The organism is Enhydrobacter aerosaccus (assembly GCF_900167455.1).
In the GTDB taxonomy this organism is placed as follows: Bacteria; Pseudomonadota; Alphaproteobacteria; order Reyranellales; family Reyranellaceae; genus Reyranella; species Reyranella aerosaccus.
Genome location: NZ_FUWJ01000002.1, coordinates 519,908 through 539,872, shown reverse-complemented (window position 1 = coordinate 539,872; position 19,965 = coordinate 519,908). Strand labels below are relative to the sequence as shown.

Sequence of the window (19,965 nt, the reverse complement as noted above, 5' to 3'; positions counted from 1 at the left end):
CAATGGCTTCGTCATGCGGATCGTCTCGGGCTCAATGACCGGCGCTCGGCAAGCACTGGATCAAAGCCAGTTCGGACCGCGCTTCGGAATCAGATGCGATTCATGCACATCTGTTTTCGTTGCACGCCAAGACATTTCTTCCACTCGATCGGCTTTCCTGGCTAGTCTGAGTAATGGATCGCAGACGCTCTGATCGGGGCTGGCGCGCCTCGGCAATCGTCGCGGCGCTTCTTGCGATCACTCTCAATTTCCTGCAGCCGCTGGTCCATGCCGCGCTCGCGCGTGACGGCGGATCGTTGGCGGCGAGTGTCTGGGCGTCGATCTGCCTGCCAGCGCACGATGAGGGCAGCTCTCCGACCTCGATGCCGGAAGGCACGCCGCACGAATGCTGCCTGGGCCTCGCCCATGCGCCGGCCCTGGTCGCTCCAAATCCTGGCTTCATTCCGTTCGAGCCGATCGCCGTCGCGATCCGCTTCGCACCCGGCGTCAATGCCCTCACGCCCGTCGGCATCCGCGACGGGCCCAATCAGCCTCGAGCGCCTCCCACTCTCCCCGTCTGACATCTGAAACGCGACGCAGCACGTCGCGCGTTTGCTTGTCCTTTGGGGGAGATTTTCCATGTCGTCCGTTCGTGCCGCGACAGTCGTCGCTGCCGTGGGGCTGGTGCTTGTCCCGGCGTTGGCCGAAGCCCAGACTCCACCGCCGGTCCAACCGGCTTCGTCGCCATCTTCATCGCCATCATCGTCGTCATCCTCGCCAACATCGACGCCTGTCGAGCTGCCGCCTGTCATGGTGACGGCCGGCCGCGGCTCCGACCTCGAGAAGCTTGATGTCAGCACGACGGTGCTGACGCGCCAGGAAGTCCAGGCGATGCCCGAAACCGGCGTCGACCAGATCCTCAACCGCATCCCGGGCATCTGGACCTATACGGTGCCGACGGGGCAGCTTCATCCGACCGGACAGCCGGTCAGCATTCGCGGCTTCGGGACCACCACGACGATCAACACGCTGGTGATGATGGACGGTGTCCCCATCAACGATCCCTACTTCCGGACGGTCGACTGGAGCCGCATTCCCAAGGATTCCGTGGAACGTGTCGAGGTCATTCGTGGCGGCGGCGCCACCAGCCTGTGGGGCAACATGGCGATGGGCGGCGTGATCAACATCGTTACCCGGCAGCCGAGCAAGACCGGCGCCGAGGCCGACGTGAGCTACGGCAGCTACAACACCACCAATGCCAATGTCGGGGCGACGGCGGCGTTCAACGACAATCTCAAGGCCGGGGTGAGCTACAATCACGCCCAGAGCTCCGGCTACAATCTCACGCCGGCCCAGTATCAGAATGCCAATCTCGTGCCGACCGCGTCGAAGGCCGACAATGTCGACTTCACGCTCCACTTCGATTCGGGCAGCAATCTCAAACTCTTCACCAAGGCCTATTTCCATCAGGCCTACGAGGATGGCTGGGTCTGGAGCCTGTCGCACAACAACTGGTCCAGTTACCGCCTGCTTCTGGGCGGCAGCTATACGATCGACGACAAGTCGTCGGTCGCCTTCAGCGCCTGGGCCGGCGGCGGCGTCTACGGCACGATCAACACGGCCAACGGCAGCTACACGCTGAACAATATCGGCGCCACCAATCAGTATGTCAGCCAGAAGGAGACGGCGCCGAATGCCGACCAGGGCGGCTCGGTTTTCTATCAGTTCGAGATCGGGTCGCTGAAGGATATCAAGATCGGCGTCGACGCCAGGCGCATGGTCATCAGCGACTACAACAACCTCTACTCCAGCGCCACCTCGGCGCCGACCACCTTCGTCGCCAATGGCGAACATCGGCTTCAAGGGGTCTTCGGCCAGGGTACCTATCACTTCTCAGGCGTGCCGCTCGAGGTGACGATCGGCCTGCGCGGCGACTTCTATCAGGCCCTGAACGCCAGCGTTCAGACGGTGAATTCCGGCGCCAACCTGCCGATCGCCAACTCGAGCGCCTCCAGCTTCGATCCGCGCGTCGGGCTGAAGTTCTACATGACCGACGACCTGGTGGTACGCGGCGCGGTCTATCGCAACTTCTCAGCGCCGGGCATGAACCAGATGTACCGGAGCTTCGCCGGCGGCACGACCTACACCACCGTCAATCCCAACCTGCAGCCGATGACGAATGTCGGTGAGGAAATCGGCGTCGACTTCAAGTGGCGTGGCTTCAACCTGTCGATGACCTACTTCAACAACAACCTCGACAACTTCATCGACCTCATCACGATCTGCAGTGCCAACGCCACCTGCGCTTCGCCCTACGTCATGGCGGCCGGTCTCGGCTCCTCCTTCACCACGGTGCGCCAGTACCAGAATGTCGGCAGCGCCACTTTCCAGGGCATCGAGATCATCGGCGGATGGCAGCCCTTCAAGGAGCTGCAGCTGACGGCGGGCTTCACCAATACGACGGCCTATCTGACCAGCTCCAACTTTCCGGCCATCGATCGCACCGGCGTGCAACTCGGCCAGGTTCCCACCTGGACGGTGACCGCCACTGCGGAATGGCGGCCGGTCCCAGAGGTTGCCTTGACGGCGTCGTTGCGCTCCTTCCCCGCCTACTGGAACGACACCGGCCATACCCAGCTCAATCAGGGCGCCACGATCATCGATGTCGGCGCGTCCTATTCGCCGATCAAGAACGTCGACCTGTACGCAAGTGTGCAGAACCTGACGAATTTCCAGTACCTCGCGATGGGCTACACGACGACGACGTTCGAGGGGCCGACGGTCAACGCGACGGCCATCCCGACCATGGGAATGCCGCTGACCGTCATCGCCGGGCTGAGAGCGAAGTTCTGACGAGCGGGAGGAGTCCATGTGCATGCACAACTTTTGCCGCTCGTCGGCACGGAGTGGTTTTCCGTCGGCCGCCTCGAGGCAGGAGGTCGAGCAATGATCGCGCCCAGTCTGGCGACAGGCGACGGGCAGGGCGGCGAAGGTCGTGCCTACACCGTGGTCTGGCGGTTGCACTTCTATGCCGGGTTGGTCAGCGTGCCGTTCGTCCTGTGGCTCGCCGTCACCGGCGCGCTCTACCTGTTCCAGCCGCAGCTCGATGCCTTGATCGATCGCCGCTACGACATGCTGGAGATGCGAGGCTCCGCAGCCGCTCCTTCGGCGCAAGTCGCGGCGGCGCTGGCAACAGTGGATGGCTTGGTTCTCAACGCCTACGAGCTGCCGGCCGGTCCGCGATCCGCGAGCCGCGTCCTCATCGGGCGCGGCAGCGACCTGTATCGCGTCTATGTGCATCCCCCGACGCTCAAGATCCTGAAGGTGGTGCCGGAAAACGAACGACTGACGCGGCTGCTGTTCTATCTGCACGGCGAGCTGTTGCTGGGATGGCCGGGATCCATGCTGGTGGAACTGGCCGCCTCCTGGACCATCATGCTGATCCTGACGGGCTGGTACCTGTGGTGGCCGAGAGACGGCCGCGGAGCCGGCGGGATTCTCTATCCCCGCTTCTCTGCGCGCGGGCGGCCGCTATGGCGCGACCTGCACGCGGTCTTCGGCTTCTGGGTGTCGTTCTGCACGCTCTTCCTGCTGGTGTCGGGCCTGCCCTGGGCAAGCTCCTGGGGCGGTATGCTGAAGGCGGTGCGCCAGATCGGCAGCGAGACGGTGGTGCGCCAGCCCTGGACCACCGGCAGCGAATCCGAAGCCGCCGAACGGGTCGAGGCCCACGACCAGCATCGACCTGCTGTTGGCGGCGGCAGGGGATCGACAATGTCTGGCACCCTCTATGGCGAACTCGACCGCCTGGTTCCGATCGTAGCGCCTCTGGGCTTTGCTCCACCCGTGCTGATCTCTCCGCCATCGGCGCTGTCTCCGACCTGGACCGCGCGCTCGGAGGCGCGCAACCGGCCCTTGCGGCAAAGCGTGACCCTCGATGGCAGCACGGGAGCCGTGACGAGTCGGACGACCTTCGCCGAGTGGCCCTTGATCGACCAGCTCGTCGGCTACGGCGTCGCCATCCATGAGGGACACCTGTTCGGCTGGTTCAATCAGGCGCTGGGTGTCTTCACGGCAGTGGGCCTCGTCGTCGTGAGCGTCAGTGGTGTGATGATGTGGTGGAAGCGACGTCCGGCCCATCGCCTCGGTGCTCCCATGCCTCGGCGGCGGCTCATCACCTTGCCAGCTCTCTGGGGCGGTCTGGTGATCCTCGGCGTCGCCTTGCCTCTGCTCGGAGCATCTCTTGTGCTCGTGCTGGCCCTCGATCGCTGGGTCTTGCCTCTGTTTCCGGATCTCGCCTTCTACCTCGGCGCAAGATCGGCCCGAGGCTGAGGAGACGAACGCCTTACAGAGGCTTCACCAGTCGGATCGTCTCGGCCTCGAAGCCGCGTCGCGTATAGAAGTCCACGGCGTGCTGGTTGTGGGCGAAGACGTCGAGGCTGAGCAGCCGATATCCGAGACTCCGAGCCCACTCTTCCGCGGCCTGCATGAGGGCGTGGGCAACACCCATCCCTTCAGCCTCCTTGGCGAGCGCCAGCAGCGAGACGTAGCCACACGGCTCTCCGGTTACGCCGTCCTTGCCGGGCCGCATGTGGATGTATCCGAGGCGATGCCCTTCCGCCGACCAGGCGATCAGGGTCCGCGCCTCCTTGTCCGGCGCGTCGAAGGTCGCAGTCATGTAGCGGTCCTGGAAGCCCTCCATGGCGGCGAGGTCGTGCCATGGCGGCCGGGGCACACCCGACAGGCGCGGCGAAAGGCTGTGCACGAAGTCCATGTCGGCGTCGGCGGCCGGGCGGAGAGTGATGCTGAGCATGGTACTCTCTAAGGATCGCGGTCCAGCGTGCACAAGAGGCGCAATGGGTAGCGGCTTGACTCGTTCTCTTTTTGTTCTAAGAGTCGGCTGCATGAAGCAGCCCGGTGAACCGCTTTATCCCGACGATGCGATCCCCGAGCCTCAGCATAATGGCCGCGGCGCCTTGTCGAACGCATCGAGTCGCTACGACAGCGAGAAGCGCATCCGCACGACGGATGGATGGGAGACGGAATCCGAGACGCCATCGGAAGACGATCTCCTGCCGCCGTTGCGGACGACGCTGACGCGTGACGCGACGCGCACCATCCTGGCGCGCAACACCTCGCCCGACGTTCCCTTCGATCGCTCGATCAATCCCTATCGCGGCTGCGAGCATGGCTGCATCTACTGCTTCGCGCGGCCGACGCATGCCTATCTCGGCCTGTCGCCAGGGTTGGATTTCGAAACCAAGCTGCTGTTCAAGCCCGACGCGGCCAAGCTGCTGACGGCGGAGCTGGCTTCGCCCAAATATCGTTGCGACGTGGTGGCGATGGGCACCAATACCGATCCCTATCAGCCGGTCGAGCGGGAGCTCAAGATTACCCGCCAGATCGTCCGTGTGTTGAGCGACTTCAACAATCCGGTCGGCATCGTCACCAAGAATCATCTGGTGACGCGCGACATCGACATCCTGGCCGACATGGCCAAGCGCAATCTGGCCGAGGTGTTCCTGTCGGTGACGACGCTCGACAAGGACCTCGCCCGCACGATGGAGCCGCGCGCGTCGGCGCCGCATCGGCGGCTCGACGCCATCCGCAAGCTCGCCGAGGCGGGTGTGCCCGTGGGGGTCATGACGGCGCCGATGATTCCCGGCCTCAATGACCACGAGATGGAAGCCATCCTCGAAGCGGCGGTGGAAGCCGGCGCGACGCGGGCCGGTTTCACCGTTCTGCGCCTGCCGCTCGAGATCAAGGACCTGTTCGAGGAATGGCTGCGCACGCACCGGCCCGACCGTGCCGAGCGGGTCCTGTCGCTGATCCGGCAGATGCGCGGCGGCGCCCTCTACCAGGCCGAGTTCGGCCTGCGCATGCGCGGGGAAGGGCCGATTGCGCAACTGTTGAGCGCGCGCTTTACGGCCGCGGTCAAGCGGCTCGGCCTCAACAGGATCCGGTACCGCCTGGATACGCTTCGCTTCGCTGTGCCCGAGTCGGCGCGCACCGCCCTGGTCGACGCCAAGCGCGATGCCCGTCAGATGAAGCTGTTCTAGCCGTCGTCTTTCGGCGTGCCGATACGCGGCGATTGCACTACGGTGCGCGCGCCATGACTGCCGCTGCCGCCTCTCTCGTCGAGTGTTTCTCCCGCACCTATCGTGAAGCCCGAGAGAAATTCCTTGCCGCCGCAGCGCGTCGCAATCTCACAGTCGCAAGCGAGATCAATCCGGTCGGTCTCGGCGTCGAGGGGGAGCCGCTGGCCATGGATGCCGTCGAGGTGGGACCAGCCTCGGCCGAAGCGGTGTTCGTGCTGACGTCGGGGACGCATGGCGTCGAAGGCTTCTGCGGCTCGGCGTGCCAGATCGCCCTGCTGCGCGACGACACCCTTGTGCGGCGCCTCGAGGATTGCGGCGTCGCCGTGCTGCTGGTCCATGCGCTGAATCCTTGGGGCTTTTCCCATTCGGCGCGCACCAACGAGGACGGCATCGATCTCAACCGCAACTTCCTCGACTTTCCGGTCGAGGCGTCGACATCCGGTGGCTATGGCGAGCTGCATCCGCTGCTGGTGCCGGATCATTGGCCGCCATCCGACACCAACGAAGCGGAATTGCAGCGCAGGCTCGAAGCGGGCGGCCTGGCAACGCGTCAGGCGATGGTCGGCGGCCAAGGCAGTCATTCCGACGGGCTGTTCTATTCCGGCACCGGACCTTCCTGGAGCAATCGCACGATCCGCGCTCTGTTGAGGCGCCATGGCGCGCTCCGCAAGCGCGTGGCCTGGATCGATCTGCATTCCGGGTTGGGGCCATCGGGACACGGCGAGAAAATCTTTGGCAGCACGATGTGGGGCCCCCAGGCGACCGCCCGCGCGCTCGCCTGGTACGGCCGCGATGTCGTGCTGTCGAGCTCGCCGCGCTCGGTCACGCCGCATACGCAGGGCTATATCGGCACAGCGGGTCCGACAGAATGTCCAGGCGCCGAATATACCTTCATGACCCTGGAGTTCGGCACCGTGCCGTTCGACGAGGCCACGCGGGCCCTGCGCGGCGAGATCTGGCTGCGCAATCACCCCGACGCTGCGTCCGGCCTGCGCCAGGACATCCGCAAGGCCGTGCGTCGCTCCTTCTATGTCGAGACCGACTTCTGGAAGGGACAGGTCCTGGGCCAGTTCCGCTCGATCGCCCTTCAGGCCGTCCATGGGCTGAGCACGCTCGCATAGCCGGCAACGATCACAGAGAGGGCAGGAGCGACCGCACGAGGGGAAGCGTGACGAACGCCAGGATGGTATCGACCATGATGACGAAAGCGAGCGTCTCCTCGTCGAGCTTGAATTTTCCGGCGATGATGAAGGACAAGAGCTGGCTGGGCATCGCCGCCTCGAGCACGGCGGCGTTGGCATAGATACCGCTGAGACCGATCGGCGCCGCGGCAAACAGCACGATCAGGGGCGACACGAGAAGCTTGATCGCCGAAACCGGCGCCGCCAGCGCCATCATGCGTGTCGGCGTGAATTTCAGCGCCATGCCGAGCGACAGCATCATGATGCCGCTGACCGCGACGGCCAGGATCGCGGCCGTGTTCATGACGATGTCGGGACACGGAATGCCCGAGACCTTCCAGACGATGGCCAGGGCGAGCGCCCAGAGCGGCGGCAGCTTCAGCGCTTCGAGCGCCGTCTTGCGGAAGGTGATCGGTTCCTGGCTGCCATAGGCAATCGCGATCATCGCGCCCAGGGTGAGATTGAGCGAGGATTTGGTGACCTCGAACAGCACCGAGACTTCCGACACCTGTCCAGTCTTGGCCGGAAAGACGCCCAGCAGGACGGGCAGGCCCAGATAAGTCACGTTGCCGAAGGCGCTGCCCAGCATCATGGCGCCCTTGGTCGGGCCGGGTATGGGCAGGAAATGGAAGACGAGAAAGCCCACCACCAGGCAGGCCAGGACGCCGGTGGCCGCGGCGGCCGGTATCTCGAGAAACAGAAGATCGAGGTGACTGTCCATCACCGTCCGGAAGACCAGCGCGGGCAGGAAGACATAGAGCACGAGCTGGTTCATCGACCGGCGTGTCTGCTCCATGGCGGGATTGAAATGTCGGAGGAGGGCACCCAGCAGGGCGATCGCTGCCAGGGGAAGGAATGCTGCAATCATCAACGCGGAGATTAGGCCAGGAATGTGACTCTCGTCCGCATGGAGATCAGCCGAGTCCCTTTGAAGCGAAACGCGATCTGCAATAACTTGAGATTTGTCGTCGGCCATCCCTATGGTGCGGACGTCATTGCCGAAAGCTCGCGCCGCCCATGGTCCTCGACGACCAGACCCGTATCCTCCTCTTCAGGATCGTTCGTCTCATCCTCATCGCCGCGGGGGCAGGCGCCATTTATGCCTATGCCGCTGGGTCGGATGCCGATATCGCCCTCGGCATCACGCGTGGCGCCCTAAGCGGTGCCCTGATCGGCGCCATGATCAGCACGCTCGACGCCTTCGTTCTCCAGGCTCCAGGCTCGCGCCTTGCCGGCGCTTCCTTCCTGCTCAATACCAGCGTGAGATCGCTGATCTATCTCGGCGTATTCCTGGTTGGCATCGCCGCTGCCCAGCTACTGACGGCACAAAGCCTCGCCAGCATCGAGATCTCGCGCGACGATATCCTCTTCTGCTTTGCCGCGACCTTCGTCATCAGCTTCCTGTTCGAGGTGAACAGCCTGCTGGGGCAGAGTGTGCTGCTGGCCTTCATCACCGGCCGCTACCATCGTCCTCGGGTGGAGCAGCGCCTCTTCCTCATGATCGACATGAAGGACTCCACTGCCGCGGCCGAACGACTGGGCGAAGTCGCGTTTCATCGGCTGCTGAATCGCTTCGTCAACGACCTGGCGGGTCCGATCGTGCGATTCGACGGCCAAATCCACAAATATGTCGGTGATGAACTGATCGCGACCTGGCCGCTTGCAAGGGGCGTGAAGGATGCCCGCTGTCTGCGTGCCTGCTTCGCCGTGATCGGAAGACTGCAAGAGCTCGGTCCGGCCTATCGGCATGAATTCGGCGCGCCGGTGCAGGTTCGGGCGGCATTGCATTGCGGGCCGGTGGTCGTGGGCGAGATGGGCTCGGTCAAGAAGGAGATCGCCTTGATCGGCGATACCATGAATACGACGGCCCGCATCGTCGACGCCTGCCGCGATAGCGGACAGCCGGTCCTGATCTCGGCCGTATTGCTGGACAAGCTTGCCCTGCCGACAGGCCTGATCGCGCAACCGCTGGGGCCGATCGAGTTGCGCGGCAAGGGGCAGGCGGTCGAACTCTTCTCGCTGGCGAAGCGGGCGACGCCCTAATCGAGGAACTGCACCCGCGGCCACAGGGTGCGCCAGCCCTTGCGGGCGATACGCTCGTCATATTCGTGGCGGCGCGTTCGGCCGAAGTCGGTGGGACGGCAGCGAAGGTTGACGAGATCGTCGATGCCGAGCGGGGCGATGACGGTGAGCGTATCGTCCGTCTCCAACCGCACGCCGACCGCGGTCACGGTTTCCAGCCAATGCCGCATGGCATCGGCGGTGTCCGCATGCGGCGGCACTTCCTTCCAAACATGCATGCGCGCCTGGTTGCGGACCTGCCACGGCAAGTCCGGCATCAGATCCGTCAACCGGGCCTCGTAGCGTGCCTCTGGCACCTTTGAGAGATCGGCCGCGTCGAAATAGAGCACGTCGATATCCGCCGGCGGCCGCGGTGGGGTAATCGCGTGCAGATGATCCCACACCCGATTGCGCACGAAACCTGCGGCAATGCACCAGTCGGGTAGGCCGAGGCTGCGGACGGCACGAAGCTGTTTCATGCCCACAGGGTCCTGGGCGATGATGTCGGCAACGATCGAGGTCGGGGGCGCCATGCCTCCAGTCTAGGGACTGTGCCGGGGGATATGCCGAGCTTTCGTCATGAAATGCGCTTCGAGGGGCAGGGCATTGCCCGGATCGCCGGCATCGACGAGGCCGGACGCGGTCCGCTTGCCGGGCCGGTCGTGGCCGCCATCGCCGTGATCGAGCGCGGCGCCGCCAAACGCAAGCTGCTGAGATTGATCGACGATTCGAAGAAGCTGGCGCTCGAGGATCGCGAGGCGGCCTACGAGGCGATGGTCTCGTCCGGCATCGTGCAATTCTCCGTCGGCGAAGCCAGCGTCGAGGAAATCGATCGCATCAACATCCTGCAGGCGACCTTCCTGGCGATGCGGCGCGCACTGCAGTCGCTGACGCAACAGCCGGACATCGTGCTGATCGACGGCAATCAGCTGCCGCCGCAGCTCGGCTGCCGCGCCGAAACCATCATCGGCGGCGACGCGGCCTCCTATTCGATCGCGGCGGCGTCGATTTTTGCCAAGGTCACGCGCGATCGCTACATGGCCAAGCTGGCCGAGAGCTTCCCCGGCTACGGCTGGGACACCAATCGCGGCTATTCGAGCGCCGAGCATCTTGCCGCACTCGACCGGCTGGGCCCGACGCCGCATCATCGCGCCAGCTTCGCGCCGGTCCGCGCGAAATACGCTGAGACGGCTGAGTTGCTTTAGAACGGGGCGCAGATCATGGACGAGAAAGACAAAGTTCCGACGCAGGGTGCGGAACACGGTCCGCTATTCGAGGAACTGCGCGCCGTCATCACAAAGCATACGGACGCCGCCACGCGCGAGCGGCTGCTCACGCGCCTCGACCATCTCGAGACGTCCGTGAACAGCTCGTCCTTTGGGACGCACCTGAAGGCCTTCGCCGAGGAGGCAGAGGAGGACGCGGCGGCCGTGGCGCCGTTCCTGTCCCGATTGTCGAGCCTTCTGCCCTGAAGGCTGGCTCTAGGTCTGGTATGTCCAATGGAAGTCCACAGACTCGATGTTGTGGACTGATCGTTTAAGCGCCTGAATCCATTGGAAAATCTTGACGCGGACTCGGTGGATGACTCATCTTCCACCGATGCCTGTGGATTATCTCGACCGCATTCTCGTCGGCGACTGCATCGATTCCATGAACAGCCTGCCCGAGGGCTGCGTCGACATGGTGTTCGCCGATCCACCCTATAACCTGCAGCTTGGCGGCGACCTGCTGCGGCCCGACAACAGCAAGGTCGATGCCGTCGACGACGATTGGGACAAGTTCGCCGACTTCGCGCGCTACGACTCCTTCACGCGGGCCTGGCTCGCGGCGGCGCGGCGGGTGCTGAAGCCCGAGGGCACGCTCTGGGTCATCGGCAGCTACCACAACATCTTCCGCATCGGAACGGCGTTGCAGGACCAAGGCTACTGGATCCTCAATGACATTGTCTGGCGCAAGTCCAACCCGATGCCCAACTTCAAGGGCAAGCGCTTCACCAACGCCCACGAGACCCTGATCTGGGCGGCGCGCGATCGCCGCGCCAAGCGGTACACCTTCAATTACGAGTCCATGAAGGAGCTCAACGAGGGCGTGCAGATGCGCTCCGATTGGCTCCTGCCTCTGTGCACGGGCGGCGAGCGGCTGAAGGGCGAGGACGGCAAGAAAGCGCATCCGACGCAGAAGCCGGAGTCACTCCTGTTCCGCTGCCTGATGGCCGCTTCGAACCCCGGCGACACCATCCTCGATCCCTTCTTCGGCACCGGAACGACCGGCGCGGTCGCGCGCCGCCTGGGCCGGCATTATGTCGGGCTCGAGCGCGATCCGACCTACGCCGCGATTGCGCGCAAGCGCATCGCCGAGATCTCGCCGCTTGCCGACGAGGACGTGACTCCGAAACCCAGCAAGCGCAGCGAGCCGCGCGTTCCGTTCGGCGTGCTGATCGAAGCGGGGTTGCTGCAGCCCGGCGCAGTCCTCATCGATCCGAGCGGTCGTCATCGGGCCCGTGTGCGTGCCGACGGCACCTTGTCCGCCAGCAATTCGCTGGGCGAGCATCGCGGTTCGATCCATCAGGTCGGGGCGGCGGTGCAGGGCGCGCCGGCCTGCAACGGCTGGACCTTCTGGCATTTCGAGGCCAAGGGTGGGCGGCTGCCGATCGATCATCTGCGCCAACAGGTCCGCGCCGGACTCTAGCCGTCCCTGGTCAAACGATCCTTAGCGGCTCATCGCATGCGCGATCACCTTGCGCATGACGGTCGGCAAGGCGCGCTCGTCGAGCTGGTCGATCGTGCACCAGGCGCTGCCGGGCGCCAGCTTGGCCAGGCCGGCCGTGGTCGCGATGGCATGCGCGACGGCGAGCTCCAAGTGGAAGTGTGTGAAAGTGTGGCGCACCCCGCCGTCGAGCATCTTCCAGTTCGCCGGCACTGGTGCCTGCTTGAGCGCCTCGGCCATCAGGAGTTCGCCCTCGCGCCAGTCGCTCGACGGTATTTCGTCCATGCCGCCCAGTAGTCCGCGCGGCGGCCGCTTGCGCAGCAGCACCGCGCCGTCCTTGCGTGACAGCACGAAGGCGACGCCCCGGCGCGTCGGCTTCTCCGCCTTTGGGGCGCGGCGCGGCAGTTCCTCGGCAATGCCGCGCCGGCGCGCCTCGCATCCATCCATCAGCGGACAGATGACGCAGCTTGGGCTGCGCGGCGTGCACACCGTGGCGCCGAGATCCATCATCGCCTGGGCATAGTCCCCAGCGCGCTGCTGCGGCACGAGCTCTGCCGCGCGGGCATGAATCTCGGCTTTGGCGTCCGGCAAGGGCGTCTCGATCGCGTACAGGCGGGCGATCACGCGTTCGACGTTGCCGTCGACAGCGGACGCCGGTTGGTCGAAGGCGATGGCGCGGATGGCGGCGGCCGTGTAGCGGCCGATGCCGGGCAGGGCCAGCAAGTCGGCCTCGCTGTCCGGGAACTGGCCGCCGTGACGTTCGATCACGGTGCGTGCGCAGGCATGCAGGTTACGGGCCCGTGCGTAGTAACCAAGGCCGGCCCAGGCCGACAGGATGTCGTCGAGAGGCGCCGCGGCCAGGGCCTCCACGGTCGGCCAGCGCTTCACAAAGCGGTGAAAGTAATCCCCGACCGTGGCGACCGTGGTTTGCTGCAGCATGATCTCGGACAGCCAAACGAGATAAGGCGGCGTGCGTTTTCCGGGCATTGCGCGCCACGGGAGGGTGCGTCGGTGACGGTCGTACCAGGCGAGTAGTTTGGCGGGCAGGCGCGCGGCGTGGGTCATGGTCATGTAAGGAGGCGTGCCCTAGCATAAGGAGCGGAGTTTGAAAGGGTCCATGCGGGAAAACGGCTTTCGCGCCATCGGCGGTGTCGCCCAGCGGCTCACCTCGGGCCTGTCTCCCAAGGGGAAGAAGGGCGCGAAAGCCAGTGGAGCGCCGCTGGCCCGTCTGAAGACCGAGTGGTCCGCCATCGTCGGCGCCGAGATTGCCCGCGTGTCGCGTCCCGATGCCCTGCTGGCCGGCCGCGGTGGCCGGGCAGTGCAGGCCGGAGGCGGCAAGGTCCTGCGACTGCGCGTCGAGGGCGCCGCATCGCTCGAGATCCAGCACCGGGCCAATCAGCTCGTCGAACGGGTGAATGCCTATTTCGGTCATCGCTTCATCGACGAGATCCGGCTGGTCCAGGGCGGCGTGACAGCGCCAACGCTGGCTCCGCCGGTGGCGCCGGTCGATCCGCAGCTCGCGGCGCGCCTCGCCGAACGTGTGGCCAAGGTCGAGGATCCCGACCTCAAGGCGGCGCTGGCGCGGCTCGGCACGCACATCGCCCGCGGCCGCCGCAGCCTGATGCTGGGCGCTCTGGGGGCGATGCTGTTCATGCGGACATCGCGGGCCCAGACCGTGCTGGCTCAGTGGACGGACGATCAGGAAAAGCTGCTGGTCGTTCGGCCGACCGATCATGTCCTGGGCAGAGCCGACGCGCCGAACGTGATCATCGACTATTTCTCGCTGACCTGTCCGCACTGTGCCAATTTCGCCATGGCCGTGCTTCCGGGTATTCGCAAGCAGTTCGTCGAGAGCGGCCGGGTCCGCTTCGTCTACCGGCACTTTCCCTCCGATTCGATCGCCACGCATGCCAGCCAGCTCGCCGAATGCGGCGGAACGGCCAGGTTCTTCGACACCATCCACGCGCTGTTCCGTTCCCAGGTCGACTGGCTGACGGCGCAGGATCCCGAGGGCGAGATGGTGAAGATTCTGTCCGCGCAGGGCCTGGCGGCGGCCGATTGTCTCGCCAACGACCAGCTTTTGGACAAAATCATCGACGACGTGCAGTCCGGCCAGACGCTCGGGGTCAACCAGACCCCGACCCTGTTCATCAATGGCCAGAATTGTGGGAATCCCGGCAGCACCGACGCCATCGGCAAGATTCTGGATGAAATAGGCCGGTAAACGTTTGACTCCCCACAGGCTGAATTTCCAAGATGTAGTAGAGAGGAAGTTGGGTATGCGGAATATCTTGATCATCGCCGGCGGCGTCGTGGCGGTGGCTGCCATCGCGGCCGGCGTCTACTTCGGGACCCGCCCCGCCACGACCGGCCCGGCGCCGGTTCCGGCGGCAGCGACGACGGCTGCGCCCGACAAGGCCGCGATTCTGCAGGTCCAGCCCAACGACCATGTCGAGGGCGATCCCAAGGCGCCGATCACGTTGATCGAATACGCCTCGTTCACCTGCCCGCACTGCGCCCACTTCAACACGGTGGAGCTGCCGGAGATCAAGAAGAAGTGGATCGACACCGGCAAGGTGAAGCTCATCTATCGCGACTTCCCGCTCGACGAGACCGCGGCGCGGGCCGCGCAGCTGGCGCAGTGCGCCGGCAACGACAAGTACTATGCCGTGGTCGACATGATCTTCCGCGGCCAGGGCAACTGGGCCACCGCCTCCGATCCGCTGGCCGAACTGGCCAAGTCCTTCCGCATCGCCGGCATGGGCGACAAGGAGGTCAAGGCCTGCCTTGCCGATCCGGCCGTGGCCGACGGCGTGATCAATTCCTATCGCACGGGTGAGCAGGTCGGGGTGAATTCGACGCCGACCCTGTTCATCAACGGCGAGAAGTTCACAGGCGCGCGTTCGCTCGATGAGCTCGACGCCGCCTTCAGCAAGCTTCTGAACAAGTAAACCGGCTAACCGACAGGCGTGGTGTAGATGGTCCATTTCGACAAGCTCCGGCTCTCCGGCTTCAAGTCCTTCGTCGATCCGACGGAGCTCGCCATCGAGCCCGGCATGACCGGCATCGTGGGGCCCAACGGCTGCGGCAAGTCGAATCTCGTCGAGGCGCTGAAATGGGTCATGGGTGAAACCTCGGCCAAGCAGATGCGCGGCAGCGAGATGGAGGACGTGATCTTCGCCGGCGCCGGCACTCGGCCGGCGCGCAACATCGCCGAGGTGATGCTGTCGCTCGACAACCGGACCCGCACCGCGCCGGCGATGGTGAACGATGCCGATCAGCTCGATGTGGTGCGGCGCATCGAGCGCGGCCACGGTTCGTCCTATTCGGTAAACGGTCGCGACATCCGCGCCCGCGACGTCCAGACCCTGTTCGCCGACGCCGCCACCGGCTCGCGGTCGACGGCGCTGGTGAGCCAGGGCCGCATCGGCACCCTCATCAATGCCAAGCCGGCCGATCGGCGCACCATCATCGACGAGGCCGCCGGCATCACGGGCCTCTATGCGCGCCGTCATGAAGCCGAGCTGCGGCTGCGGGCCGCCGAGCAGAATCTCGCCCGGGTGCAGGACGTGCTGGTGGCGCTCGAGGAGCAGCACAAGGGATTGAAGCGACAGGCGCGCCAGGCCAGCCGCTATCGCAACCTCAGCGACCATATCCGTCGCGCCGAGGCGGCCGTGCTGGCCCTCAAGCTGGCCGCCGCCGAGCGTGAGCTGGCCGAGGCAGGGGAACGGCTGAAGGAAGCCGAGGCCCAGGTCGCCGATCTGACCCGGCTGGTGGGCCTTGCCACGACGGCGCAGGCGGAAGCAGCGACTGCGCTGCCACCGTTGCGCAACGAGGAAGCTGCTGCGGCGGCCGCCCTTCAGCGCCTGCGCGTGGCGCACGATGCCTTGGCTGCCGAAGCCGAACGTGTCGCTTCGGCACAGCAGGAAGCCGAGACCCGGCTGCAGCAGACCGAGTCGGATCTGGGACGCGAGCGGGGCCGCAAGGGCGATGCCGAGAGGGCGATCGCCGATCTCGATGCGCAGCGGGAGCGACTCGAACAGGAGCGGGTGGGCGAGGAGGATCGCGCCGAGGCCGCCGAGCAGGCACGTGACGAAGCGCGGTCGGCGACCGCTGCCACCGAGGCCGAGCACGATCGCCTGACGCGCCAGATCGCGGACGACGAGGCGCTGCGCAGCAGCGTGAGCCGCGAGATCGCCGAAGTTCAGGAACGGCTGCGCCGACTGGAGGCGCGGCGCGCCGAAGTGGCCGGTCAGCAGCAGCAGATCGAGAACGAGCTGCGGAACCTGCCGGCCTTGTCCGAGGTCGAGGCAGCCCTCGAAGCCGCTCGCCTTGCGCTCGAGGAGACGCGCCTCGGCAGTGCCGAGAAGATCGAAAGCGCCCGGGAAGCCGAGCGCTATGAATCGGACGCGGCCCGTGCCGCTGTCGCGAAGGCCGAAGCCGAGCGCATCGACATGGAGCAGGCCCGCGCCGCCGAACGGCAGGCGGCGGAGCAGAGCTATGCGGCGGCCAACGAGCTTCTGCAGAAAGCCAATGCGCGGCTGACCAAGTTGCGTGCCGAAGAGGCGGGTGTCGCGGCGGCGCTGAAGTCGGCGGCCGATTCGCTGTGGCCGCCGCTGCTCGATGCACTGACCGTGGAACCGGGCTTCGAGAAGGCGCTGGGCGCGGCTTTCGGCGAGGAACTGGAAGCCTCCTCCGATCGCGGCGCACCGGTGCACTGGTTGCCGCTGGGGCCACTGGCCGAGACGCCGTCGCTGCCGGAGGGCGTCACGCCGCTGGCGCAGCATGTGCAGGCGCTGCCCGAACTCGAGCGGCGGCTCGCTTTCATCGGCCTGGTCGAGGACGATGCCGTTGGCGAGGCATTGCAGAAGGATCTGAAGCCCGGCCAGCAACTCGTCACCCGCGAAGGCGCGGTCTGGCGCTGGGACGGCTACACGATGCGCGCCGGCGCGCCCTCGCCGGCGGCCGTTCGGTTGAGCCAGCGCAATCGGCTGGCCGAGATCCGCCGCCAGATCGACGGCGTGGCGGAAGAGCAGGCGGCTCAACAGGCCCGCGTGGATGCCGAGGCCACTTGGCTCGCTGCCGCGCGTACCGCGGAAAAGACCTGCGTCGAGCAGGCTCGTCTGCATGAACGCCGCATCGCCGAAGCCTCCCGCCGCAAGGCGCAGGAGGCGGGCGAGGCGACCCGGGAAGCGGAGCGTGCCGGGCAGAGTGCCATCGCCGCGGCCGAGCGGATGGCCATGCAGGCCCGCGACCGCCATGCCGAGATCGCGCGCCGCACCGATCAGCTGACGACCCGCTTGGCCGGTATCGAACGGGTGGTGGCGGAAATCGCCGGCGACATGGCGGATGCCGAGATGCGCCGGACTTTCCGTCAGGCGCGCCTGTCGGCGATCTCCGACACACAGGCCGATCGGGTCACCGCCGGCACGTTGCGGGCGCGCATCGCCGAACTGCGGGCGCAGCTCGTCGAGGCGGAAGGCACTTGCGATCGTCTGGCGCGTGAATCGGCCATGCGCACCGAGCGACTGGCCCAGATCGCGCAGGACCACGAGAGCTGGAGCAAGCGTCTGGGCGATGCCGACGGCCAGATCGGCGAACTCGACGCGCGCCGCGAGCAGATCGCGGCGACGATCTCGGAGCTCGAGGCCAAGCCGGCCGAGATCGAAGCCAAGCAGGCCACGCTCGGTGAGGAGATCGCCAAGGCCGAACAGAACCGCCAGGAGGCGGCGGACCGCCTTGCCATCGGCGAGACCCGGTTGAGCGAAGCCGACAAGGCGCTGCGCCAGGCCGAGGCCGAACTCTCCACGGCGCGCGAGAACCGCGTGCGGCGCGAAGGCCAGGTCGAGCAGGCCACCAAGGACCGCGAGATGGTGGTCGATCGCATCATCGAGCGGCTCCGCTGCGAGATCAGCGATGTGCTGGCGCTTGCCGAAGTGCAGTCGCTCGAGGAGCTGCCGGAACTCGAGAAGGCCGAACACCGGCTCGAACGGCTGACGCACGAGCGTGAGACGATGGGCGCGGTCAATCTGCGCGCCGAGGAAGAGGCGAACGAGCTCGAGCAGCAGATCACCGGCATGACGACGGAGCGCGACGACCTGATCGCCGCCATCGGTCGCCTGCGCCAGGGCATCCAGAGCCTGAACCGGGAAGGGCGCGAGCGCTTCGTGGCCGCCTTCGAGCAGGTGAGCACCCACTTCCAGCAGCTCTTCACCAAGCTGTTCGGCGGCGGCAAGGCTGAGCTCCGTCTCACCGAATCGGAAGATCCGCTCGAGGCCGGGCTCGAGATCCATGCCAGCCCGCCGGGCAAGAAGCTGCAGGTCATGTCGCTGCTCTCGGGTGGTGAGCAGGCCTTGACGGCGCTGTCGCTTCTGTTCGCGGTGTTCATGACCAATCCGGCGCCGATCTGCGTGCTGGACGAGGTGGACGCGCCGCTGGACGATCTGAACGTGGAGCGCTTCTGCGCGCTGGTTCAGGAAATCGCGGGTCGTACCGACACGCGCTTCCTGATCATTACCCATCACCGCGTCACGATGGCGCGGATGGACCGACTGTACGGCGTCACCATGGCCGAGCGCGGTGTGTCGCAGCTCGTCTCGGTCAACCTGATGGAAGCCGACAGGATGGTGGCCTGACCAAGAGCTTCAGTAACAACAAGACAGTTCTTCCTCTCAAATCGACTGGGCGCCGGCTATGGCAAGCCGGCGCCCTTCTCTTTGGAGGGTGGCGGATGTAGTGTCCGCCCATGCCCGACACAGTGGTTCCTTCCGTCACCGACGTGGTCGAACTGACGCGTGCCCTGGTGCGCTGCGAGAGCGTGACGCCGCGCGAGGCCGGCGCCTTGCAGCTCCTCGAGCGGACCTTGACGCCGCTCGGGTTCCGCTGCGAGCGCATGGATTTCACCCAGACTGGCACCGACGACGTCGCCAACCTCTACGCGCGCATCGGCACCGGCGGGAAGCATTTCTGCTTCGCCGGCCATTCCGACGTCGTGCCCGTGGGCGATCTCTCCTCCTGGACCATCGGGCCGTTCTCGGCCGAATTGTCGGCCGGCTATGTATTTGGCCGAGGGGCTGCCGACATGAAGGGCGCGATCGCCGCCTTCACCGAAGCGGCGGCCCGTTTCACGGCCCGGCGCGGCCGCGACTTCGGCGGCTCCATCAGCCTGCTGATCACGGGCGACGAGGAAGGTCCGGCCGTCAACGGGACCGTGAAGATGCTGAAGCGGCTGGCCGAACGCGGCGAGACGATCGATGCCTGCATTGTCGGCGAACCGACCAGTTCCAAGCGCTTCGGCGACATGATGAAGATCGGCCGTCGCGGCAGCATGACCGTCGACCTCGTGGTGCGCGGCATCCAGGGCCATGTCGGCTACCCGGAGCGTCTGGACAATCCCATCCACCGTCTGTCGGCCATCGTCGAAGCTCTGGTGCGCGAGCCGATCGACAAGGGCAGCACGCACTTCCAGCCGACCTCGCTGCAGTTCACGACCATCGATGTCGGCAACAAGGCGACCAACATCGCCCCTGGAACCGTGACGGCGCGCTTCAATACGCGCTTCAACGATCTTTGGACGTCGAAGACCCTGCTTGCCCATCTCAAGGAGCGGATCGAGCAGGCCAGTGCGGCCGTTGGTGGCAACGGCGTTGTCGAGTACCGCAATGTCGAGGTCTCGGGAGAGTCGTTCTACACGCCGCCGGGCGCGCTCGTCGATCTCGTGGCCGGTGCCGTCCGCGACGTCGCCGGGATCGACCCGGAGTTGTCGACGACCGGCGGCACCTCCGATGCACGGTTCATCAGCGCCTACTGTCCGGTACTGGAATTCGGTCTGGTCGGAGAGACCATGCACAAGGTCGATGAAAAGAGCGCCATCTCCGATCTCAAGACGCTGTCGCGTGTCTACGAGACGGTTCTCGACCGCTACTTCGGGTCCTGACTGCATC

At 65.7% G+C, this 19,965-nt stretch carries 17 protein-coding genes; 13 read left to right on the top strand and 4 right to left on the bottom strand.

The window, feature by feature from the left end; genetic code table 11:
• Positions 1 to 173 precede the first annotated feature (173 nt).
• From B5D62_RS11845 to B5D62_RS11835, 3 genes are all read left to right on the top strand, one after another.
• A complete protein-coding gene (locus B5D62_RS11845) occupies positions 174 to 560 on the top strand; it encodes a DUF2946 family protein (RefSeq protein WP_085934066.1) in 387 nt (128 codons plus the stop codon).
• A gap of 58 nt (positions 561 to 618) precedes the next feature.
• Complete coding sequence (locus B5D62_RS11840; protein ID WP_085934065.1) at positions 619 to 2,832, top strand: TonB-dependent receptor; 2,214 nt, start codon at positions 619 to 621, stop codon at positions 2,830 to 2,832.
• Positions 2,833 to 2,925: 93 nt separating this feature from the next.
• On the top strand, positions 2,926 to 4,308 hold the full coding sequence (locus B5D62_RS11835; protein ID WP_085934064.1) for a PepSY-associated TM helix domain-containing protein: 1,383 nt from the start codon (positions 2,926 to 2,928) through the stop codon (positions 4,306 to 4,308).
• Between the two features lie 13 nt (positions 4,309 to 4,321).
• Here B5D62_RS11835 and B5D62_RS11830 read toward each other — a convergent pair whose 3' ends face one another.
• On the bottom strand, positions 4,322 to 4,789 hold the full coding sequence (locus tag B5D62_RS11830) for a GNAT family N-acetyltransferase (RefSeq protein WP_170920897.1): 468 nt from the start codon (positions 4,787 to 4,789) through the stop codon (positions 4,322 to 4,324).
• A gap of 91 nt (positions 4,790 to 4,880) precedes the next feature.
• Here B5D62_RS11830 and B5D62_RS11825 point away from each other — a divergent pair, with 91 nt between their 5' ends.
• Together B5D62_RS11825 and B5D62_RS11820 are read left to right on the top strand one after the other, a co-directional pair.
• The gene (locus tag B5D62_RS11825; protein WP_218191041.1) at positions 4,881 to 6,035 is read left to right on the top strand and encodes a PA0069 family radical SAM protein; all 1,155 of its coding nucleotides are present in this window, start codon (positions 4,881 to 4,883) and stop codon (positions 6,033 to 6,035) included.
• A 53-nt stretch (positions 6,036 to 6,088) separates the two neighbouring features.
• Entirely contained in the window at positions 6,089 to 7,195 is a 1,107-nt protein-coding gene (locus B5D62_RS11820) for a M14 family metallopeptidase (protein WP_085934063.1), read from the top strand.
• Between the two features lie 10 nt (positions 7,196 to 7,205).
• On the opposite strand, the gene B5D62_RS11815 is transcribed toward B5D62_RS11820, so the two are convergent.
• The gene (locus B5D62_RS11815; RefSeq protein ID WP_170920896.1) at positions 7,206 to 8,123 is read right to left on the bottom strand and encodes an AEC family transporter; all 918 of its coding nucleotides are present in this window, start codon (positions 8,121 to 8,123) and stop codon (positions 7,206 to 7,208) included.
• A 149-nt stretch (positions 8,124 to 8,272) separates the two neighbouring features.
• On the opposite strand from B5D62_RS11815, the gene B5D62_RS11810 reads away from it, so the two are divergent.
• Complete coding sequence (locus B5D62_RS11810; RefSeq protein ID WP_085934061.1) at positions 8,273 to 9,298, top strand: adenylate/guanylate cyclase domain-containing protein; 1,026 nt, start codon at positions 8,273 to 8,275, stop codon at positions 9,296 to 9,298.
• Here B5D62_RS11810 and B5D62_RS11805 read toward each other — a convergent pair.
• The gene (locus B5D62_RS11805) at positions 9,295 to 9,849 is read right to left on the bottom strand and encodes a nucleotidyltransferase family protein (RefSeq protein WP_085934060.1); all 555 of its coding nucleotides are present in this window, start codon (positions 9,847 to 9,849) and stop codon (positions 9,295 to 9,297) included. The genes B5D62_RS11810 and B5D62_RS11805 overlap by 4 nt on opposite strands.
• 30 nt (positions 9,850 to 9,879) lie before the next feature.
• Here B5D62_RS11805 and B5D62_RS11800 point away from each other — a divergent pair, with 30 nt between their 5' ends.
• The 3 genes from B5D62_RS11800 (at position 9,880) to B5D62_RS11790 (ending at position 12,004) form a co-directional block, all read left to right on the top strand.
• Positions 9,880 to 10,521 (top strand): ribonuclease HII, encoded by a 642-nt coding sequence (locus B5D62_RS11800; RefSeq protein WP_085934059.1) that lies wholly within the window; start codon positions 9,880 to 9,882, stop codon positions 10,519 to 10,521.
• 15 nt (positions 10,522 to 10,536) lie between these two features.
• Complete coding sequence (locus B5D62_RS11795) at positions 10,537 to 10,788, top strand: hypothetical protein (RefSeq protein ID WP_085934058.1); 252 nt, start codon at positions 10,537 to 10,539, stop codon at positions 10,786 to 10,788.
• Between the two features lie 109 nt (positions 10,789 to 10,897).
• Positions 10,898 to 12,004: a site-specific DNA-methyltransferase gene (locus B5D62_RS11790; protein WP_085934057.1), complete on the top strand. Its 1,107-nt coding sequence runs from the start codon at positions 10,898 to 10,900 to the stop codon at positions 12,002 to 12,004.
• A 21-nt stretch (positions 12,005 to 12,025) separates the two neighbouring features.
• Here B5D62_RS11790 and mutY read toward each other — a convergent pair whose 3' ends face one another.
• On the bottom strand, positions 12,026 to 13,093 hold the full coding sequence (gene mutY, locus B5D62_RS11785; RefSeq protein WP_218191040.1) for an A/G-specific adenine glycosylase: 1,068 nt from the start codon (positions 13,091 to 13,093) through the stop codon (positions 12,026 to 12,028).
• Between the two features lie 34 nt (positions 13,094 to 13,127).
• Between mutY and B5D62_RS11780 the strand changes: the two genes are divergently transcribed.
• From B5D62_RS11780 to dapE, 4 genes are all read left to right on the top strand, one after another.
• Positions 13,128 to 14,246 (top strand): DciA family protein, encoded by a 1,119-nt coding sequence (locus B5D62_RS11780; protein ID WP_139373850.1) that lies wholly within the window; start codon positions 13,128 to 13,130, stop codon positions 14,244 to 14,246.
• A gap of 55 nt (positions 14,247 to 14,301) precedes the next feature.
• On the top strand, positions 14,302 to 14,973 hold the full coding sequence (locus tag B5D62_RS11775) for a DsbA family protein (RefSeq protein WP_085934055.1): 672 nt from the start codon (positions 14,302 to 14,304) through the stop codon (positions 14,971 to 14,973).
• Between the two features lie 27 nt (positions 14,974 to 15,000).
• Positions 15,001 to 18,657: an AAA family ATPase gene (locus B5D62_RS11770; RefSeq protein ID WP_085934054.1), complete on the top strand. Its 3,657-nt coding sequence runs from the start codon at positions 15,001 to 15,003 to the stop codon at positions 18,655 to 18,657.
• Between the two features lie 110 nt (positions 18,658 to 18,767).
• Positions 18,768 to 19,958, top strand: a complete 1,191-nt coding sequence (gene dapE, locus B5D62_RS11765; protein WP_085934053.1) for a succinyl-diaminopimelate desuccinylase — start codon at positions 18,768 to 18,770, stop codon at positions 19,956 to 19,958.
• Positions 19,959 to 19,965 lie beyond the last annotated feature (7 nt).